We start from the raw sequence: 14,924 nt of genomic DNA, 5'->3' as shown, positions 1-14,924 counted from the left end.
CCGAGCGTTGCCGAGGCTACTCCATAAAGCCTGCTTTCAACAGAACTCATAATTGCGTTCGTGTTGGGCGATGAAAAAAGGGCGAAGCCAAACCCGAGGAGGAATAGGCTCGCTATAATAAACCAAAGGGCTGAGCCTTCTTTCAACATGGCAAGCAGAAAGAGCCCTGTTGCGGTCAATGCCATCCCCGTCGATGCAACGATCCGTGGTTCAATCCTATCCGACATCCTGCCGGCTACAGGGGAAAAAATGGCCTGCACAATGGGTTGTGACACCAAAATCATGCCCGCATTTTGTGGGCTTAAGCCCTCTATATACTGAAGGTAAAAGCTTAAAAGAAAACCCACAGCAAAGGTTGCACAATAGTTGATCAGCGCCGCCATGTTTGAGAATATAAAGACCTTATTCATCCTGAAAAGGCTTACATCCAAAATCGGGCTCTTTACCCTCCTTTCCAAGTAGACAAATAGCCATACGCCTGCGATGCCCACAAGAATAACCACCACGCTTGACACCCTTGGGAGCAAGGAAAACCCGTACATTATAGCGAGAAGCATTAAGCTATAAACTAATGAGCCTATAAAATCAAACGTTTCACCCCTTGCACCAGACCATTCTTCCGTCAATTTCCAGATACCAAATATAATGATTATCAGGCCAAAAGGCACATTTAAAAGGAAGACGCTTCTCCAGCCAAGATGTTGTGTGAGCAGCCCACCCAAAAATGGTCCAAAGGAAAGCCCCAGATAGACAGCGGCCACATTGATGCCGAGGACCTTGCCCCTTTCTCCCAAGGGGAATACAGAGCTAAGAATCGCTATCCCTGTGCCAAATACCATTGCGCCACCAACCCCCTGCAGGGCCCTGAAGAAGATAAGGATATGGGCAGAGGAGGAAATCCCCAAAAAAAATGAGGATATAGTAAACATCCATGTTCCATAAATAAAAATTCTTTTTCTCCCATATATATCCGCCAACCTTCCGAAGGGGACGAGAAACATGGCTGCAGTTACAATAAATGCCGTCGCTACCCAGCTTAAAGAGATAGCGTCCATGCCAAACTCTTTCCCTATTGAGGGGAGTGCAATATTAACTGCTGACGCCGCAAGGGGTGTAAGAAAAGAAGACAAGGTAGTGACAATTAATGCCGCTCTTTTGCTTTTACCACCATCCTTCCTTTGCATGCCTTAAATTGGTTCTCCAATTATTGTTTCTGCTTATACCCCATAACGGTATAATATGCGGCCTTGTCGAAAAAATACACGAGTCGTTCGCCAAGCTCAAACATACGGTAAATATCAACCGCCTTCTCCCACACCCCAAAGGAATAGGTGAACATCCAGATGTGTTTTTTGAGAAGACTCAAGGAACTTATAAGTTCTTCAAGGGGAATGCCGTCCTTTTTTCTCTGGAAACCAAGGGCACTATAAAACTCTTTAAATTCGCTCTCTCCCTTCTCCCCCTTGAGCCATGCTTCAAATTGACCAATAATAAATATTGCCCTTGAGAAGAGTTCATCCCTGTCAAACTGATGGTACGCCTTAGTGGATGGGTTTGTTGAAATGTCATTAAGCCAGAGTTCAATAATCTTTTTTGAATTGCTCTGCACGGCATTTATTAGCTCGTCCGACAGGAGATTGCCGGGATAGATAATTCTATTCATAACAGTGCTCTCGATGAGGGTTTCAAAGGAATCGTGCATTTTCCACAGGTCCCTTTTAAGCTCAATAAATTTCTGGATAGCCCTTTCCTGAGAATCAAAGGCAAGCCTTGGGAGGCTCATAACCGGAAAATAGCCACACTCCAGTGCATCATCGCCCGGGGCTTCCTCTCCACCTATTTTTTCTGCCTCAAAGGTCACTATAAGAAGTTCACCATAAAAGAAGTTTTTATGAGAACCCACATCCACAAGCTGTATAATTTTTCCATTAACACCCGTTTCCTCTTTTAGTTCTCTAAGGGCGGCATCTTCAATGCTTTCACCTGTCTCGGCAAATCCGGTAGGGAAACACCACATGTTTTTAAAGGGTTCCCGTGCCCTTTTCACAAGCAGAACCTCTCTATGCCGATTTGGGAGAATCACAGAGGCAACGGGTAGGGGGTTTTTGTAATATACTTCCAGACAACCCTTGCATACCTGTCTTTCCTTGCCCTCAAGCACATCCGTTTCAAGGGCATTCCCACAGAAATTACAGAATAGCCTGGTCTTCACTTTCTCACCACAAATATTCTGTCGTTTTTATTAAACCTCAAGACCCCTTTTGCTCGTAACTCAAGGAGCATTTTCTCGCTCACAAGCCTGGGATCCGCGTCTTTAGAAATAAACTCCCTTTTAAATTCTATATACTTAACGAGAGCTTCGCTGTCATCTTTTGTGAATACAAGGGTATTTAAATAATCAATAGCTGTAATATTTTTAAAGTATGCCTTAAGAATTTCCTCCCCATTCTCTGCAGAGAAATTTTCAATCACCTTTCTCAGATTCTTAAAGTGAAAAAACCTCTCCCCCTCTTCGAGCATCGATTCGCTATGGGTAATAATCAAAAAAGTTCCCTTAGGGTGAAGCACCCTTTTCACCTCCGGTATGGTCTCTGGAAAAAAATACAATGAGTATGCTGACACAACAAGGTCAAAAGAATCTGGTTGTGCCCCTATGGGCGATGGAAGGCGCATCTTTTTAAAAATTGCCTTTTTGGCAATACTGCCTGCTATCTTTAAAAACTCGGCTTCGTTTGCATCGAGATAATCAATCCCAATCATAAGATCAAATTCCCCATCTAATGTTTCTTCAAACCAGCCGTAACCACATCCAAGGTCAAGGATGCTGTGCACGTTACCCCAATCTATTACACTTTTTACTGCCTCGCGAATATCGCTTGCATTCTCAGAATGTTTTTTTATGAGCTCCCCGATTTTCCTATGGAAACTGAGGTCTGAATAGCTCTTTATTATGTTTTCCATCATGAATTTATTTATATCCCAACCATCTTGCTTTGTAAATTAAAAAGCGCCGGGCATAATATGCTGAAGTCTGAGCATTTTTAAGCCACCGGTGCTCATGACGTTCTTGAAACAATAATTGTTGAGCGGTATAATTTAGTGATGCCTATTTACGAATACTACTGTGAGGACTGTAAGAGGCTTTCCTCCTTTTTGCTTTTAAGAACGACCGAGGAGATTGAGCCATACTGCAAGTGTTGTGGCAGTAAGTGTGTGAAAAGAATTGTTTCCCGTGTTTCCGTCCCAAGGAGTGAGGAAAAGAGGATGGGGGGACTACTCGATCCTTCCAAATTTTCGGACCTTGATGAAAATGACCCGCGGAGCATTGAGCAGATCGTGAGAAGGGTAAGCGGTGAGCTTGGTGACGAACTGGGCGAAGGGCTTGAAGAGTCAATTGAAGAAGCCCTGGATGAACAGCAATCTACTGCTGAAGAAGGTGTTTGATAGGGCCCTTGCCCTCTCTTAATATTTCTACTTTATTATCCACTAACCTTATTACAGTTGACGGTTCGCTGATTATAATGCCTCCATCGATGATTAGGTCAACGCCCCCCTTGAAATCCCTCTCGATGTGCCTTGGGTCTGTTAGCACCTCCCCACCGGACACCTTAGCGCTTGTGTTGATTATAGGTCCTTCTATCAGTCTCGCCACTGTTATAGGAACGGCGTGGTCCGGTATTCTTATGCCAACCTCCTTTTTTATCGTCATAAGTAATTTCGGCATTATCTTCCTTGCCTTGAGGACAAAGGTGTACGGCCCGGGAAGACACCTCTTTAACACCCCAAAGGAAAAATCGCTCATGACTGCATAGGTGCTTATATCTTTAAAATCTCTACAGATTATGCTTAGTGCCCTTTTGCTGTCAAGCCTCTTCATTATATAAAGCTTCCTGATCGCCTTTATATTAAAAAGGTTGCAACCCATGCCATAAAATGTATCGGTTGGGTAGGCAATAATGCCCCCGTCAAGGAGTGTTTTTCTAATAAGGTCGGTTGCTCTCTTCTTTGGCCTCGCTGGGTCCCACTCAACGATCATCTTTTCCTTCCAACATATTTTGCCACGGCCCGCGCCTTCCCATCTGAAGAGGATACAGCCTCTTCATAGAACAAAAGGTCGAGGGTCCTAAAATATGAAATAAGCTCTCCATCATCCAAAAGATACTCCGGGTTTCTCCACCTGTCTATCTTGTTCTGTCTTTTCAAAAAGGTTTCATATATAAGTATGCCCCCTTTTTTCAACAAATCAACCACTTCCTCCATCACGCCTTTAAGCAGAAAATAGAAAACCATCACGCAGGTTACAGAGCCCTTTCTAAAAGGCAGGCTATGGGCGTCTCCCGATATTATAAATATGCTGTGCCCTGTATTGACTGACCCCTCTCTGGCAATCCTGATTGCCTCTCCTGATTTTTCTAAACCCCATACCCTAACCCCCTTCCCTGCAAGAAAAATTGCATCCCTGCCATTGCCCATTGCAATATCAATCACTGGCCCCCCTGGAATGGCCGACCAGAACTTCTTCAAAAGACCATGGGGCTCTGTTGCCCCTTCATAGAAGCCTTCCCTGTATCTCTTGTCCCAGTCAACTACTTCCAAAAAAACCTCCGTGCATTTGCATGCAATATCCTCCTTCTTCTGTCTTCACTCATATTCCTTATCCCCTCCCTATACCTTTCTATTGAGAGCAGTGGGTAGTCAGAACCAAAAAGCGTTTTCTCTGATAGGAATCCCTCAATAAAATGGTATATTTCATCTGAATAGATTAGTGGTATGGCTGCCATGTCATAGTATACGCGCGCAAATGCCTTTTTAATCTCGGGCATGAATTCGTAAAAACACAGCCCCCCTCCAAGATGAGAAAGTATGATGTCTATACCCCTGTGCGCTTCAATAAACCTCACGACCTCAATAAGGTCTATGGGCACCTTCCCATTATACACATGGCCTACTTGTTCATTTATGTGTATCATGAGAAATGAGTGATTTTTTTCCACAATGCTTGCAATACTTCCCAGCTTTCTCATTTCTTCTTTGCCAAGACCCTTACCGTAAAGTGCTACCTCTCCCACCCCTCTTGCGCCCCGATTAAAACACCTCTCTGTCTCGTTTATAGCACATTCCTCATCTTCTATGTTCACCACCGTAAGGGGTATAATGTTTTTATTTTTTCTCCCCTCCTCCAAGATATAGTCGTTCTCCATCTCCACTAATTCCCTGTCCTGGAAGGGAAAACCACACACCACAGAGGCATCGATATTTTCTATCTCCATATACTCTAAAAGCCCGGCTGCATCGATCATCCTGGATCTTTTGTCCCCATAAATATTAGCAAACGCACTATCTCTGGCAGCGACCTTGCTTCTCTCCTTTATGAGCTCTGGTGGGAATATATGGGTGTGCGCATCTATTGCTTCCACAATCAATATTATAGTGCATTAAAATGTTTTAAAAAATAGATTTTTTTGTCTTTTAATGCTATAAGGGGGCTGTGCCTATTATAATCGCCTTTCTTGACTGTGACGGGACCCTTACAAAGGTAAAAAGCAGCTGGGAATACCTTCACAGAAGGCTCGGCCTCTGGAAAAACAATGCAGACAGTTATCAAAAGCTATTCAGAGAGGGCGAGATAGATTATTACTAGTTCTGCAAAAGGGATGCCCTTCTCTGGAAGGGGCTCCCTGTCTCTAAGGTAATGAATGTGATGGCAGAAATCCCCTATCAGGAAGGCGCTGGGGAAACAATTGGGTCCCTAAGGGGCATGGGCATAACCACAATAATTGTTTCTACGGGGCTATCCCTTCTTGTAGACAAAGTAAAAAGGGACCTTGGTGCCCATATTGCCATAGCTAATGATTTGCTAACTAAAAACGGCCATCTCACGGGTGACATCAGGATCAACGTTGAGTATAATAAAAAGGGACGGTTGGTAGAAAAAATACTGGATAATATGAAGATAAAAAGGGAAGAGGCATGTGCTGTTGGCGATGGGGAGGGTGACACCGGGATGTTCGAGGCTGTTGGGCTGTCCATAGGGTTTAATCCACACCCAAACATATTGCCCCTTCTCGGGCATGTTTTATACACAGCATCTCTGTTCAATATAACAGAAATAATCAGGAACTACGGGTAGAGCTGTGAAAATAAAGAAGAAAATTGGGGTCGTTGCCATTGTGCTTCTCTTTCTTGTCGCCTCTGGGTGTGCACCAAAAAAAATAAGTCTTTATGAGTCGCTCACCGAAATAAGAAACAACATTGTCCAGTCTGCTATGGAGTTACACGGGAAGCCTTACAAGGGCGGCGCTAAGGGCCCTGATGCGTTTGACTGCAGTGGTCTTGTTCATTATGTTTACAAAAAATCTGATATCGTGCTCCCCATTACGGCTGAGGGGTTAAATGGGGCGGGCCATGAGATACCGAGGGGAAGCGTCCTTCCGGGTGATCTCGTGTTTTTTAAAATAAAAAGGGATCTCCATGTCGGTATAATGATAAGCAAGGGGGAGTTTGTTCATGCCTCAAAGTCGAAAGGCGTAACAATAGACGATATTAATTCAGGTTATTGGTCAAGAAACCTGCAAGGATTTCGATGTATTCTATGATATTGCTTCATTATGGCTTTCACTTCCGCAGAAAGTCCCTCAAGCCCATGTTCTTATAATGCCCCTCTCTCAAGTAGGCAAGTATCTTTTTGAATTCCCCCTTTGATACGTATCCGGGGACCCGGGCTATGCGCTTGCCGGTAGGTTCCAACAACCATGTTGTCGGATAACTCCAAACATTGTATAGGGCTGCGAGGTCGTCCCTCTTGTCCACGTCAAGCATCAACGTAACAACACCGCTTTTCAGGAGGGCCCCCATCTCTCTGTCAGAAAGGACGCGCTTTTCCATTTCATCGCAGTAATAGCAATACTTGCTGTAAAAATAGAGCACCATGGGTTTGCCTTCGGTCCTCGCCCTCTTCATTGCATCGCCATAATCATCCGCAAAGAGAAGGCCTTGGCTTAATAACACAATTACGATCACCGCCATTCTTGGTCCCAACCATTTCATAGCAAATGAATAATATCAAAACATGCCGGGTCAAGCAACATAATGTTGACAGGATAATACAAAAAATCTATCATTTCATATGGCTTCCATGTCTTCCCTTGTGAGAAGTATGTTGAGGGGCGATAAGGCCTCTCTATCAAGACTCATCACAATCATAGAGAATGACCACCCAGAAACCGCATCAATCATGAGGGAGATTTTTCCATACACAGGAAGGGCGCACATTATCGGCATAACAGGGTTCCCGGGGGTCGGAAAAAGCACCATAATAGACAAATTGATATCTATCTACAGGGGGCAGGGGCTGTCTGTTGGCGTCATTGCTGTGGACCCTTCTAGCTCCATTTCGGGCGGCGCAATACTCGGCGACAGAATACGAATGAGAACCCACCATAAAGACGAGAATGTTTTCATCCGTAGTATGGCTACAAGGGGGTTTTTGGGCGGGCTTGCCAGAAATACACGCAAGGCAATGGGGCTTCTCGATGCCTCTGGCCTTAACAAGGCAATTATTGAGACCGTTGGTGTTGGTCAGGATGAGATCGACATTGTTGGGCTTGCCCATACTTGTGCCGTAATATTAATGCCCGGCCTCGGGGACAATATACAGGCAATAAAGGCGGGCATATTCGAGATAGCAGATATATTTGTTATAAACAAAACGGACAATCTCGATCCAACTACAACGCTGAGCGATTTAGAATCCTTAATTAACTCAAAACATACGGACAATGTCTGGGTTCCAAGGGTGATATTGACATCTGCAAAAGAAGGCAAGGGCATAGATGCATTCGCAAAAACCCTTGATAGTCATTACGAGGCGTGGAAGGGGCTAAGCCCCGATAAAAGTCAAAGAAAAGACAGGGAAATAGATGCGCTCATACACGAGGCGCTCCTTGACCTTTTTAAGAAACGTCTGGGAACAGATTATGCTAAATTCAAAAGGAAGCTGATAAATGGTGGTGTTGACATTTATGGCTTAATCGAGAAGGTTATGTATCCAAGGCGAGGGGGTTCAAGGCAAGAATAGAACAGCAAAAAACAGTTGCAAAATTTTTTCTTTTGTATTAATATTGATTTTGAAGCCTTTCAGGGGAACCAAAGTTTTCCACAAATGTTGAAAAAATGTTGAAAATTATTTAAAAGATGGTTGATATTCTCTCTCAAATAAAACCTAAAATTGCGAGCATTATCAACGAGGATAGTTACAAAACGTGGATAGAGCCCTTACAATTTTTAGACTATAGGGACGGGAAGTTTTCCATTGTTGTTCCAAATGCATTTTTCAGGGACTGGGTTGTTGAGAATTTTGAACAGATCCTGCTCGCGCTGATAAAAGACACGACCAAGGATGATGTCAGGATTGAGTATGTCCTTAAAAAGGAAGAGAAGGAGGATGGCAAAAGGGGTATTGTTTTGAAAAGACCCATCCAGTACAACCTTTTCAACCCAAAATACACGTTTGAAAACTTTGTCGTTGGTGCAAGCAACCAGTTTGCAAATGCTGCCAGCCTTGCTGTTACAACGAATCCCGGAAAGACATATAACCCGCTTTTTATTTACGGCGGTGTTGGCCTTGGAAAAACCCACCTCCTCAATGCTATAGGCAATTTTCTCTTGGGGCACGGAAAGACAAATACGGATCGTATTTGTTATATAACTGCTGAGGCCTTTACAAATGAGCTCATAAATTCCCTTAGATATCAAAGGATGGAGGACTTCAGGAACAGGTTTAGAAAGATGGATGTTCTTTTAATAGATGATATACAGTTTATTGCTGGCAAGGAGAGGACTCAGGAGGAGTTTTTCCATACATTTAACACCCTTTACGATAACATGAAACAGATAGTTGTCACGAGCGACAAGTTCCCAAGGGACATAGAAAACTTTGAGGAAAGGCTGCGGTCTCGATTTGAATGGGGCCTAATAGCAGACATACAATCACCCGATACCGAAACAAAGGTTGCCATACTAAACAAGAAGGCAGAAATAGAAAACATAGACCTGCCCCTTGACGTAGCTTTTTTTATTGCCTCTAACGCCGAGGATAGCGTGAGATCATTAGAGGGCGCCCTGATAAGAATTGGTGCATTTGCATCTTTAAATAACGTGCCCGTTACCATTGGTCTCGCCAAAGAGGTTGTCGGGCACATACTCAGAGACAAAAAGGGCGTGATCACGATAGACATGATACTAAAAGAGGTATCGTCATATTTCTCTATCAGGGCTTCAGACATAAGGTCTTCAAAGCGAACCAAATCGATCATGCTGCCCCGACAGATAGCAATATACCTATCAAGAAAATTAACAGACTGCTCGCTCGTGAGCATCGGCGAAAGGTTTGGCGGTAAAGACCACGCAACAATTATCCACTCAGTAAAAAAGATAGACAATGAAATAAAGGTGAAAAAAGAGTTGAAAGACGCTGTTGAAAAGATAGAGTTAAGGGTTAAGTTTACATGAATCTACACTGTTTTAACATTTTAATAAGATTTTTGCGCACTGTTTTTCGTTTATATTCAACTGGGTGTGGCTTTTTTAACAAATCAACAACGCTTATTATTATTAAGAGAGGTATATATGAATATAATATTAGATAGGAACGTGCTTTTGACACCAATATCCAAATTGGTAAGTATAACTGAGAAAAGATCCCTGATGCCGATTCTTTCAAACATACTAATAGCATTTAATAAAGAAAAGACAACAATATATTCAACGGACCTGGAAATAAGTGCTACAGGGTATATAGACTACAAATCCGAATACGAGAAAAAAATAGTAGTTCATGGAAGAAAATTTTTAGAGATATTGAAAGAGATGGATAATGAAAAAATAAGTCTGGGTATAAAAGAGAACACTTTAACGATAAAACAGAAACAAACAGAAATTGTACTAAGCCTGCAGGACCCAGAGGAGTTCCCAGAGGTAAAAGAGATTGAGGGGCAGGAGGAATTTACCATAGAAGGAAATATATTATTAGAAATGATAGACAAAGTGGGGTTTGCAATATCTATAGATGAGACAAGATTTATACTGACAGGAATGCATATGAGGGGAGCAGCAGGAAACATAAAGGTTGTTGGGACAGATGGTTTTAGAATGGCGCTGTATCAAAAGGAAATTGAAGGGATAAAAGATTTTAAGGGCATTACAATACCAAAAAGGTCATTAACGGAGATAGAAAGGATAATAGAGGGAGGAGAAGAAATTAAAATAACCATAGACGACAAACATGTGCAGATTGGTACAGGAAAAGAGATAGTGGTCACAAGAACAATAGAGGGCACCTTTCCAGACTTTGAGAATGTGATACCAACAAAAAATAAAAATATAGTAATCGTTGAAAAGGAACGCCTTTTAAGGGGGCTGAAAAGGGTATCGTCAATTATGGGAAGGTCAGAACCCGTAAAAATAACGCTTAAGGACGGCAACATGGAGATCGATGCAGATTCTGACATTGGGCACGCAAAGGAAATAATAGACATTGATTATAAAGGAGAGAACATCAGCATGAATTTCAATGTAAGATTTATATTAGATGTTGTGTCACACACGGAAGGAACAAGTTTGGTAATAAAGGCGCCTTCCGAATATGGGGCAGTGCTTTTTGAAGGAAAGGAAGACGAACGATACAGAAATATCGTAATGCCAATAAGGGTATGAAATGAGAGAATACGGGGCAGAAAATATAAAAATCCTGGACGGGCTTGACGCGGTTAGAAAGGTGCCGTCCATGTATATAGGGAACACAAGCACAGAAGGACTACACCACCTGGTATACGAGCTTGTTGACAACAGCGTTGATGAAGCGCTAGAGGGCCATTGTAATAAAATAACGATAACCATTCACAGGGACAACAGCGTTACCTGTGAGGACAATGGAAGGGGCATACCAGTAGAAAAACACACCGAAGAGAACATGCCCGCACTGGAAGTGGTTCTAACAAAGCTACATGCAGGCGGTAAGTTTGATAAGGATGCATACAGATACTCAGCGGGGCTACACGGGGTCGGCCTATCGGTTGTAAACGCCCTTTCCGAATATCTCGAGGTTGAGGTGAGAAGGGAAGGAAGGGTCTACTTCCAGAGGTATGAGGGGGGGAACAAGACAGCGGAATTAAGGGTCATCGGAGATACAGACAAAACCGGCACGAAGGTGAGATTCAAGCCCGACAAATTACTGTTTGAGACGACGGATTTTAGTTACGAAATCGTTGCGCACAGAATGAGGGAGATATCGTTCTTAAACAACGGGATATACATAGTGGTGAACGATGAAAGAAAGGGCAAAAGGCAGGAATTTAAACACGAAGGGGGCGTGAAGGCGTTTGTTAAGTTTTTAAACACCAACAAAAACGTGCTCTTCAATGAGCCACTATACATAACAAGCACAAAACCACCCCTTGACTTTATAGAGGTGGCAATACAGTACAACGACGGATACAATGAGAACATTTACAGCTTTGTAAACAACGTGAACACACAGGAGGGGGGAACACACGTGGCCGGGTTCAGGGGTGCCCTGACGAGGTGTATAAACAGCTTTATACAAACAAACGCGTCCCAAAAGTCAAAAGAGAACATATCAGGAGACGATGTAAAAGAGGGGCTGGTGGCGGTTATAAGCATAAAGATACAAAACCCCCAATTCGAGGGGCAGACAAAGGCCAAGCTGGGAAACAGCGAGATAAAGGGGCTTGTAGAATCTGTCATGAACGAGAAGGTATCGGAATATTTAGAGCTAAACCAAGAAACGGCAAGGGCAATTGTAAACAAGGCGCTGGAGGCGAAAAGGGCACGCGAGGCAGCAAAGAAAGCAAAGGAGTTGGTGAAGAGCAGGGGCCTTTTTGAAAGTGGTGTGCTGCCAGGTAAACTTGCCGATTGCCAGGAGAGCGACCCAAACATATGTGAACTGTATATTGTAGAGGGGGACTCTGCGGGGGGGTCAGCCAAGCAAGGAAGAGACAGGAAAACACAGGCCATCCTCCCATTAAAGGGGAAGATATTAAACGTTGAGAAGTCACGACAGGAAAAGGTTCTCATAAATCAGGAAATAAAATCTGTTTATTTGGCCCTCGGCATAAATTCAGAAAACATTGATAGGCTGAGATACCATAAGATCATAATAATGACAGATGCGGACGTGGACGGTTCACATATAAGGACATTGCTTCTCACGTTTTTTTACAGGAAAATGCCAGAGATAATAATGAACGGGTATCTGTATATAGCACAGCCCCCCCTATATAAAATAAAACACGGGAACAAGGAGACGTATGCAAAAGACGAAGACGAATTTGAAAGGTTTATTACGCTCAGGGGCATGGAAAAAATAAGCTGCCATGTTGGGGATGCCCAGATTAACGGGGCAGCATTAAGGACAGGCATAGAAAGAGTGAGAAGCTTAGAGCGATACTTTAAGGACATGGCCAGCATGGGTATGGATAAAAAATTGGTTCTGGGGCTACTTGGAGCCGACATTTGTAGCAGGATAGACTTTGAAGGCCAGGAAAAGCTGAGCAGGCTCAAGGACTATCTTGAAAAAGAGGGCTACACGGTGGACATAATCAAGGACAGAGAACACAACCTGTTTGCCCTAAACGTTAATGACAGGGCAAAGAAGGAGCAAAACATAAAGATAGACTATGAGCTGTGCACCAGGGACGACTATATAGATTCTTACAAAACTTACAGGCAAGTACAGATATTTTATGAAAAAGACATTAAGGTCACCGATGGGGGTGCCGAAGCACGCTCCCCGAATGCAGAGGGGCTCCTCAGGTTTATAAACGAAAGAGGCAAGGAAGGGATTAGCATACAGAGATACAAGGGCCTGGGAGAAATGAACCCCGAGCAGCTATGGGCCACAACAATGGACCCGGGGGGAAGAAGCCTTATAAGGGTTTCAATAGAAGATGCCGTCGAGGCAGACCAGGTGTTTACGGTCCTTATGGGAAGCAACATCGAGACCAGGAGGAAGTTTATAGAAGAAAATGCCCTGAACGTTAGAAACCTCGATATATGATAGTAATAGGGATAACCGGAATTATAGGAAGCGGGAAGACCACCATCGCGAGAATGCTGAAAAACGAGGGATTTAACGTGATAGACCTTGATGGCCTTGTAAGGGAAGTTATCAAGCAAAAAGAAGCACAAGGCGAAATCCAAAAGGCCTTTGGTGAACGGCACATAGAAGATGGCCAGGTTGATATGGGAAGGCTGGGGGAGACGGCCTTCAAGAGCAACGAAGCACTAAGGGCCCTCGAAAAGATAATACACCCAAGGGTAAGAGGGGAGCTGGGTAAGCAGGTCGAAAGACTGAAAAGGGCGGGGGCAAGGGTTGTATTGGTGGATGCACCACTCCTCTTTGAAACAGGGCTAGACAGAAAACTTGATAAAATAGTTGTTGTATCGGCAGAAATGGAGAAGATAAGAGAGAGGCTTAAAAGAAGAGGAATGGCAGGGGAAGACGTGGACAGGAGGATACCCTTTCAAATACCATTGAAGGAAAAAGAAAAAAAGGCAGACCACATTGTTTCCAACAACGGAACCGAAGAAGACCTTAAAAAGGAACTGGCAGCCCTCTTGGAAAAGATAAAAGAATGGGAGGTAAGAGCAAATGCACCTTAATGAATTGAAGGGAAAGAGGATTGGAGAACTTACACACATAGCAAAGGAAATGAATGTAGAAAATGCACCCGGCATGAGGAAACAGGAGATAATATTCTCCATACTGCAGTCGCTCGTTGACAAAAACGAATCTGTATATGGGGAGGGGGTGCTTGAAATCCTATCCGAAGGGTTCGGGTTTTTGAGGTCTGCAGATTCAAATTATCTACCCGGCCCAGATGACATCTATATCTCACCATCACAGATAAAGAAATTTGGCTTGAGGACGGGCGACACAACCTCGGGGCAGATAAGGCCGCCAAAGGATAATGAGAAATACTTTGCCATTTTAAAGGTGGAAACAATAAACTACGACGACCCGAACATGGCGAAGGACAAGATAATATTTGACAACCTGACGCCAATATATCCGAACGAAAAGATAAGGCTTGAAACAAACCAGGACAACATGTCAACAAGGGTTATGGACCTATTTACCCCCATAGGAAAAGGACAAAGGGGGCTTATCGTTGCGCCACCAAGAACAGGAAAAACAATGTTGCTACAGAACATAGCGAACAGCATAACAAAGAACCACAAAGAGATTCACCTGATAGTCTTGCTCATAGATGAAAGGCCCGAAGAGGTTACCGATATGATGAGATCCGTAAAGGGAGAGGTTATAAGTTCTACATTTGATGAGCCGGCAACGAGACACGTTCAGGTGGCGGAGATTGTGATAGAGAAAGCGAAAAGGCTCGTGGAACACAAAAGGGATGTGGTTATACTGCTGGATAGTATAACAAGGCTTGCAAGGGCATACAACACGGTTGTGCCTTCAAGCGGGAAGATTCTTTCGGGCGGGATAGATGCATCAGCCATGCAGAAACCAAGAAGGTTTTTTGGTGCTGCAAAAAACATAGAGGAAGGGGGCAGCCTGACAATAGTGGCAACCGCCCTAATAGACACCGGGAGCAGGATGGATGAAGTTATTTTTGAAGAATTTAAGGGAACAGGGAACATGGAAATATATCTTGATAGAAAACTTGCAGAGAAAAGGGTGTTCCCTGCCATTGATATAAATAAGTCCGGCACAAGAAAAGAAGAGCTACTGTTAGACAACGGCGACCTATCAAGAATGTGGCTACTAAGGAAGGTATTGCAGCCCATGAATCCAGTTGAAGCCATGGAGTTTTTGCTTGAAAAGCTTGCAGATGCCGAGTCCAATAAAGACTTCCTGTATTCAATGAGCAAAGGAGGCTGAA

The 14,924-nt window shown here is 43.6% G+C and carries 16 protein-coding genes and 1 pseudogene; 10 read left to right on the top strand and 7 right to left on the bottom strand.

Annotated features, from left to right (window positions below; genetic code table 11):
* The 3 genes from NTU69_04805 to NTU69_04795 all read right to left on the bottom strand — a co-directional run.
* Positions 1 to 1,184: MFS transporter (locus tag NTU69_04805; GenBank protein MCX5802842.1), on the bottom strand; the 1,184-nt coding region annotated here is incomplete at its 3' end.
* A 20-nt stretch (positions 1,185 to 1,204) separates the two neighbouring features.
* The gene (locus NTU69_04800; protein MCX5802841.1) at positions 1,205 to 2,212 is read right to left on the bottom strand and encodes an NUDIX hydrolase; all 1,008 of its coding nucleotides are present in this window, start codon (positions 2,210 to 2,212) and stop codon (positions 1,205 to 1,207) included.
* Positions 2,209 to 2,964, bottom strand: coding sequence for a class I SAM-dependent methyltransferase (locus NTU69_04795; protein ID MCX5802840.1), 756 nt, complete (start codon positions 2,962 to 2,964; stop codon positions 2,209 to 2,211). Before NTU69_04795 ends, NTU69_04800 begins: the two co-directional genes overlap by 4 nt.
* Positions 2,965 to 3,102: 138 nt before the next feature.
* Here NTU69_04795 and NTU69_04790 point away from each other — a divergent pair, with 138 nt between their 5' ends.
* The gene (locus NTU69_04790) at positions 3,103 to 3,444 is read left to right on the top strand and encodes a zinc ribbon domain-containing protein (protein MCX5802839.1); all 342 of its coding nucleotides are present in this window, start codon (positions 3,103 to 3,105) and stop codon (positions 3,442 to 3,444) included.
* Here NTU69_04790 and NTU69_04785 read toward each other — a convergent pair.
* The 3 genes from NTU69_04785 to NTU69_04775 are packed head-to-tail and all read right to left on the bottom strand — an operon-like array spanning position 3,422 to position 5,417.
* A complete protein-coding gene (locus NTU69_04785) occupies positions 3,422 to 4,036 on the bottom strand; it encodes an L-threonylcarbamoyladenylate synthase (GenBank protein ID MCX5802838.1) in 615 nt (204 codons plus the stop codon). The genes NTU69_04790 and NTU69_04785 overlap by 23 nt on opposite strands.
* Positions 4,033 to 4,596, bottom strand: coding sequence for a class I SAM-dependent methyltransferase (locus NTU69_04780; GenBank protein ID MCX5802837.1), 564 nt, complete (start codon positions 4,594 to 4,596; stop codon positions 4,033 to 4,035). Before NTU69_04780 ends, NTU69_04785 begins: the two co-directional genes overlap by 4 nt.
* The gene (locus NTU69_04775) at positions 4,587 to 5,417 is read right to left on the bottom strand and encodes an amidohydrolase family protein (GenBank protein ID MCX5802836.1); all 831 of its coding nucleotides are present in this window, start codon (positions 5,415 to 5,417) and stop codon (positions 4,587 to 4,589) included. Before NTU69_04775 ends, NTU69_04780 begins: the two co-directional genes overlap by 10 nt.
* A 71-nt stretch (positions 5,418 to 5,488) precedes the next feature.
* Here NTU69_04775 and NTU69_04770 point away from each other — a divergent pair, with 71 nt between their 5' ends.
* The 3 genes and pseudogenes from NTU69_04770 (at position 5,489) to NTU69_04760 (ending at position 6,596) form a co-directional block, all read left to right on the top strand.
* A complete protein-coding gene (locus tag NTU69_04770) occupies positions 5,489 to 5,641 on the top strand; it encodes a hypothetical protein (GenBank protein ID MCX5802835.1) in 153 nt (50 codons plus the stop codon).
* A 36-nt stretch (positions 5,642 to 5,677) separates the two neighbouring features.
* Positions 5,678 to 6,130: pseudogene (locus tag NTU69_04765) on the top strand (HAD-IB family phosphatase).
* Between the two features lie 4 nt (positions 6,131 to 6,134).
* Positions 6,135 to 6,596, top strand: coding sequence for a C40 family peptidase (locus NTU69_04760; protein ID MCX5802834.1), 462 nt, complete (start codon positions 6,135 to 6,137; stop codon positions 6,594 to 6,596).
* A 19-nt stretch (positions 6,597 to 6,615) separates the two neighbouring features.
* On the opposite strand, the gene NTU69_04755 is transcribed toward NTU69_04760, so the two are convergent.
* The gene (locus tag NTU69_04755; GenBank protein ID MCX5802833.1) at positions 6,616 to 7,047 is read right to left on the bottom strand and encodes a thioredoxin fold domain-containing protein; all 432 of its coding nucleotides are present in this window, start codon (positions 7,045 to 7,047) and stop codon (positions 6,616 to 6,618) included.
* 79 nt (positions 7,048 to 7,126) lie between these two features.
* Here NTU69_04755 and meaB point away from each other — a divergent pair, with 79 nt between their 5' ends.
* From meaB to rho, 6 genes are all read left to right on the top strand, one after another.
* Positions 7,127 to 8,077 (top strand): methylmalonyl Co-A mutase-associated GTPase MeaB, encoded by a 951-nt coding sequence (gene meaB, locus NTU69_04750; protein ID MCX5802832.1) that lies wholly within the window; start codon positions 7,127 to 7,129, stop codon positions 8,075 to 8,077.
* A 116-nt stretch (positions 8,078 to 8,193) separates the two neighbouring features.
* Positions 8,194 to 9,510: a chromosomal replication initiator protein DnaA gene (gene dnaA / locus NTU69_04745; protein MCX5802831.1), complete on the top strand. Its 1,317-nt coding sequence runs from the start codon at positions 8,194 to 8,196 to the stop codon at positions 9,508 to 9,510.
* Positions 9,511 to 9,627: 117 nt separating this feature from the next.
* Positions 9,628 to 10,713, top strand: coding sequence for a DNA polymerase III subunit beta (dnaN, locus tag NTU69_04740; GenBank protein ID MCX5802830.1), 1,086 nt, complete (start codon positions 9,628 to 9,630; stop codon positions 10,711 to 10,713).
* A 1-nt stretch (position 10,714) separates the two neighbouring features.
* On the top strand, positions 10,715 to 13,075 hold the full coding sequence (gene gyrB, locus NTU69_04735; GenBank protein MCX5802829.1) for a DNA topoisomerase (ATP-hydrolyzing) subunit B: 2,361 nt from the start codon (positions 10,715 to 10,717) through the stop codon (positions 13,073 to 13,075).
* Positions 13,072 to 13,680: a dephospho-CoA kinase gene (coaE, locus tag NTU69_04730; GenBank protein MCX5802828.1), complete on the top strand. Its 609-nt coding sequence runs from the start codon at positions 13,072 to 13,074 to the stop codon at positions 13,678 to 13,680. Before gyrB ends, coaE begins: the two co-directional genes overlap by 4 nt.
* A complete protein-coding gene (rho, locus tag NTU69_04725) occupies positions 13,670 to 14,923 on the top strand; it encodes a transcription termination factor Rho (protein MCX5802827.1) in 1,254 nt (417 codons plus the stop codon). Before coaE ends, rho begins: the two co-directional genes overlap by 11 nt.
* Position 14,924: the final 1 nt, after the last annotated feature.

The organism is Pseudomonadota bacterium, assembly GCA_026388215.1.
In the GTDB taxonomy this organism is placed as follows: domain Bacteria; phylum Desulfobacterota; class Syntrophorhabdia; order Syntrophorhabdales; family Syntrophorhabdaceae; genus JAPLKF01.
This window is presented reverse-complemented; position numbering and strand designations above follow the sequence as displayed.

Excerpts from the sequence above, each read along its gene's own strand:
- NTU69_04755 (MCX5802833.1), bottom strand. The coding sequence starts at position 7,047 with ATGAAATGGTTGGGACCAAGAATGGCGGTGATCGTAATTGTGTTATTA.
- NTU69_04795 (MCX5802840.1), bottom strand. The coding sequence starts at position 2,964 with ATGATGGAAAACATAATAAAGAGCTATTCAGACCTCAGTTTCCATAGG.
- NTU69_04790 (MCX5802839.1), top strand. The coding sequence starts at position 3,103 with ATGCCTATTTACGAATACTACTGTGAGGACTGTAAGAGGCTTTCCTCC.
- meaB (MCX5802832.1), top strand. The coding sequence starts at position 7,127 with ATGGCTTCCATGTCTTCCCTTGTGAGAAGTATGTTGAGGGGCGATAAG.
- coaE (MCX5802828.1), top strand. The coding sequence starts at position 13,072 with ATGATAGTAATAGGGATAACCGGAATTATAGGAAGCGGGAAGACCACC.
- dnaN (MCX5802830.1), top strand. The coding sequence starts at position 9,628 with ATGAATATAATATTAGATAGGAACGTGCTTTTGACACCAATATCCAAA.
- rho (MCX5802827.1), top strand. The coding sequence starts at position 13,670 with ATGCACCTTAATGAATTGAAGGGAAAGAGGATTGGAGAACTTACACAC.
- gyrB (MCX5802829.1), top strand. The coding sequence starts at position 10,715 with ATGAGAGAATACGGGGCAGAAAATATAAAAATCCTGGACGGGCTTGAC.
- NTU69_04785 (MCX5802838.1), bottom strand. The coding sequence starts at position 4,036 with ATGATCGTTGAGTGGGACCCAGCGAGGCCAAAGAAGAGAGCAACCGAC.
- dnaA (MCX5802831.1), top strand. The coding sequence starts at position 8,194 with ATGGTTGATATTCTCTCTCAAATAAAACCTAAAATTGCGAGCATTATC.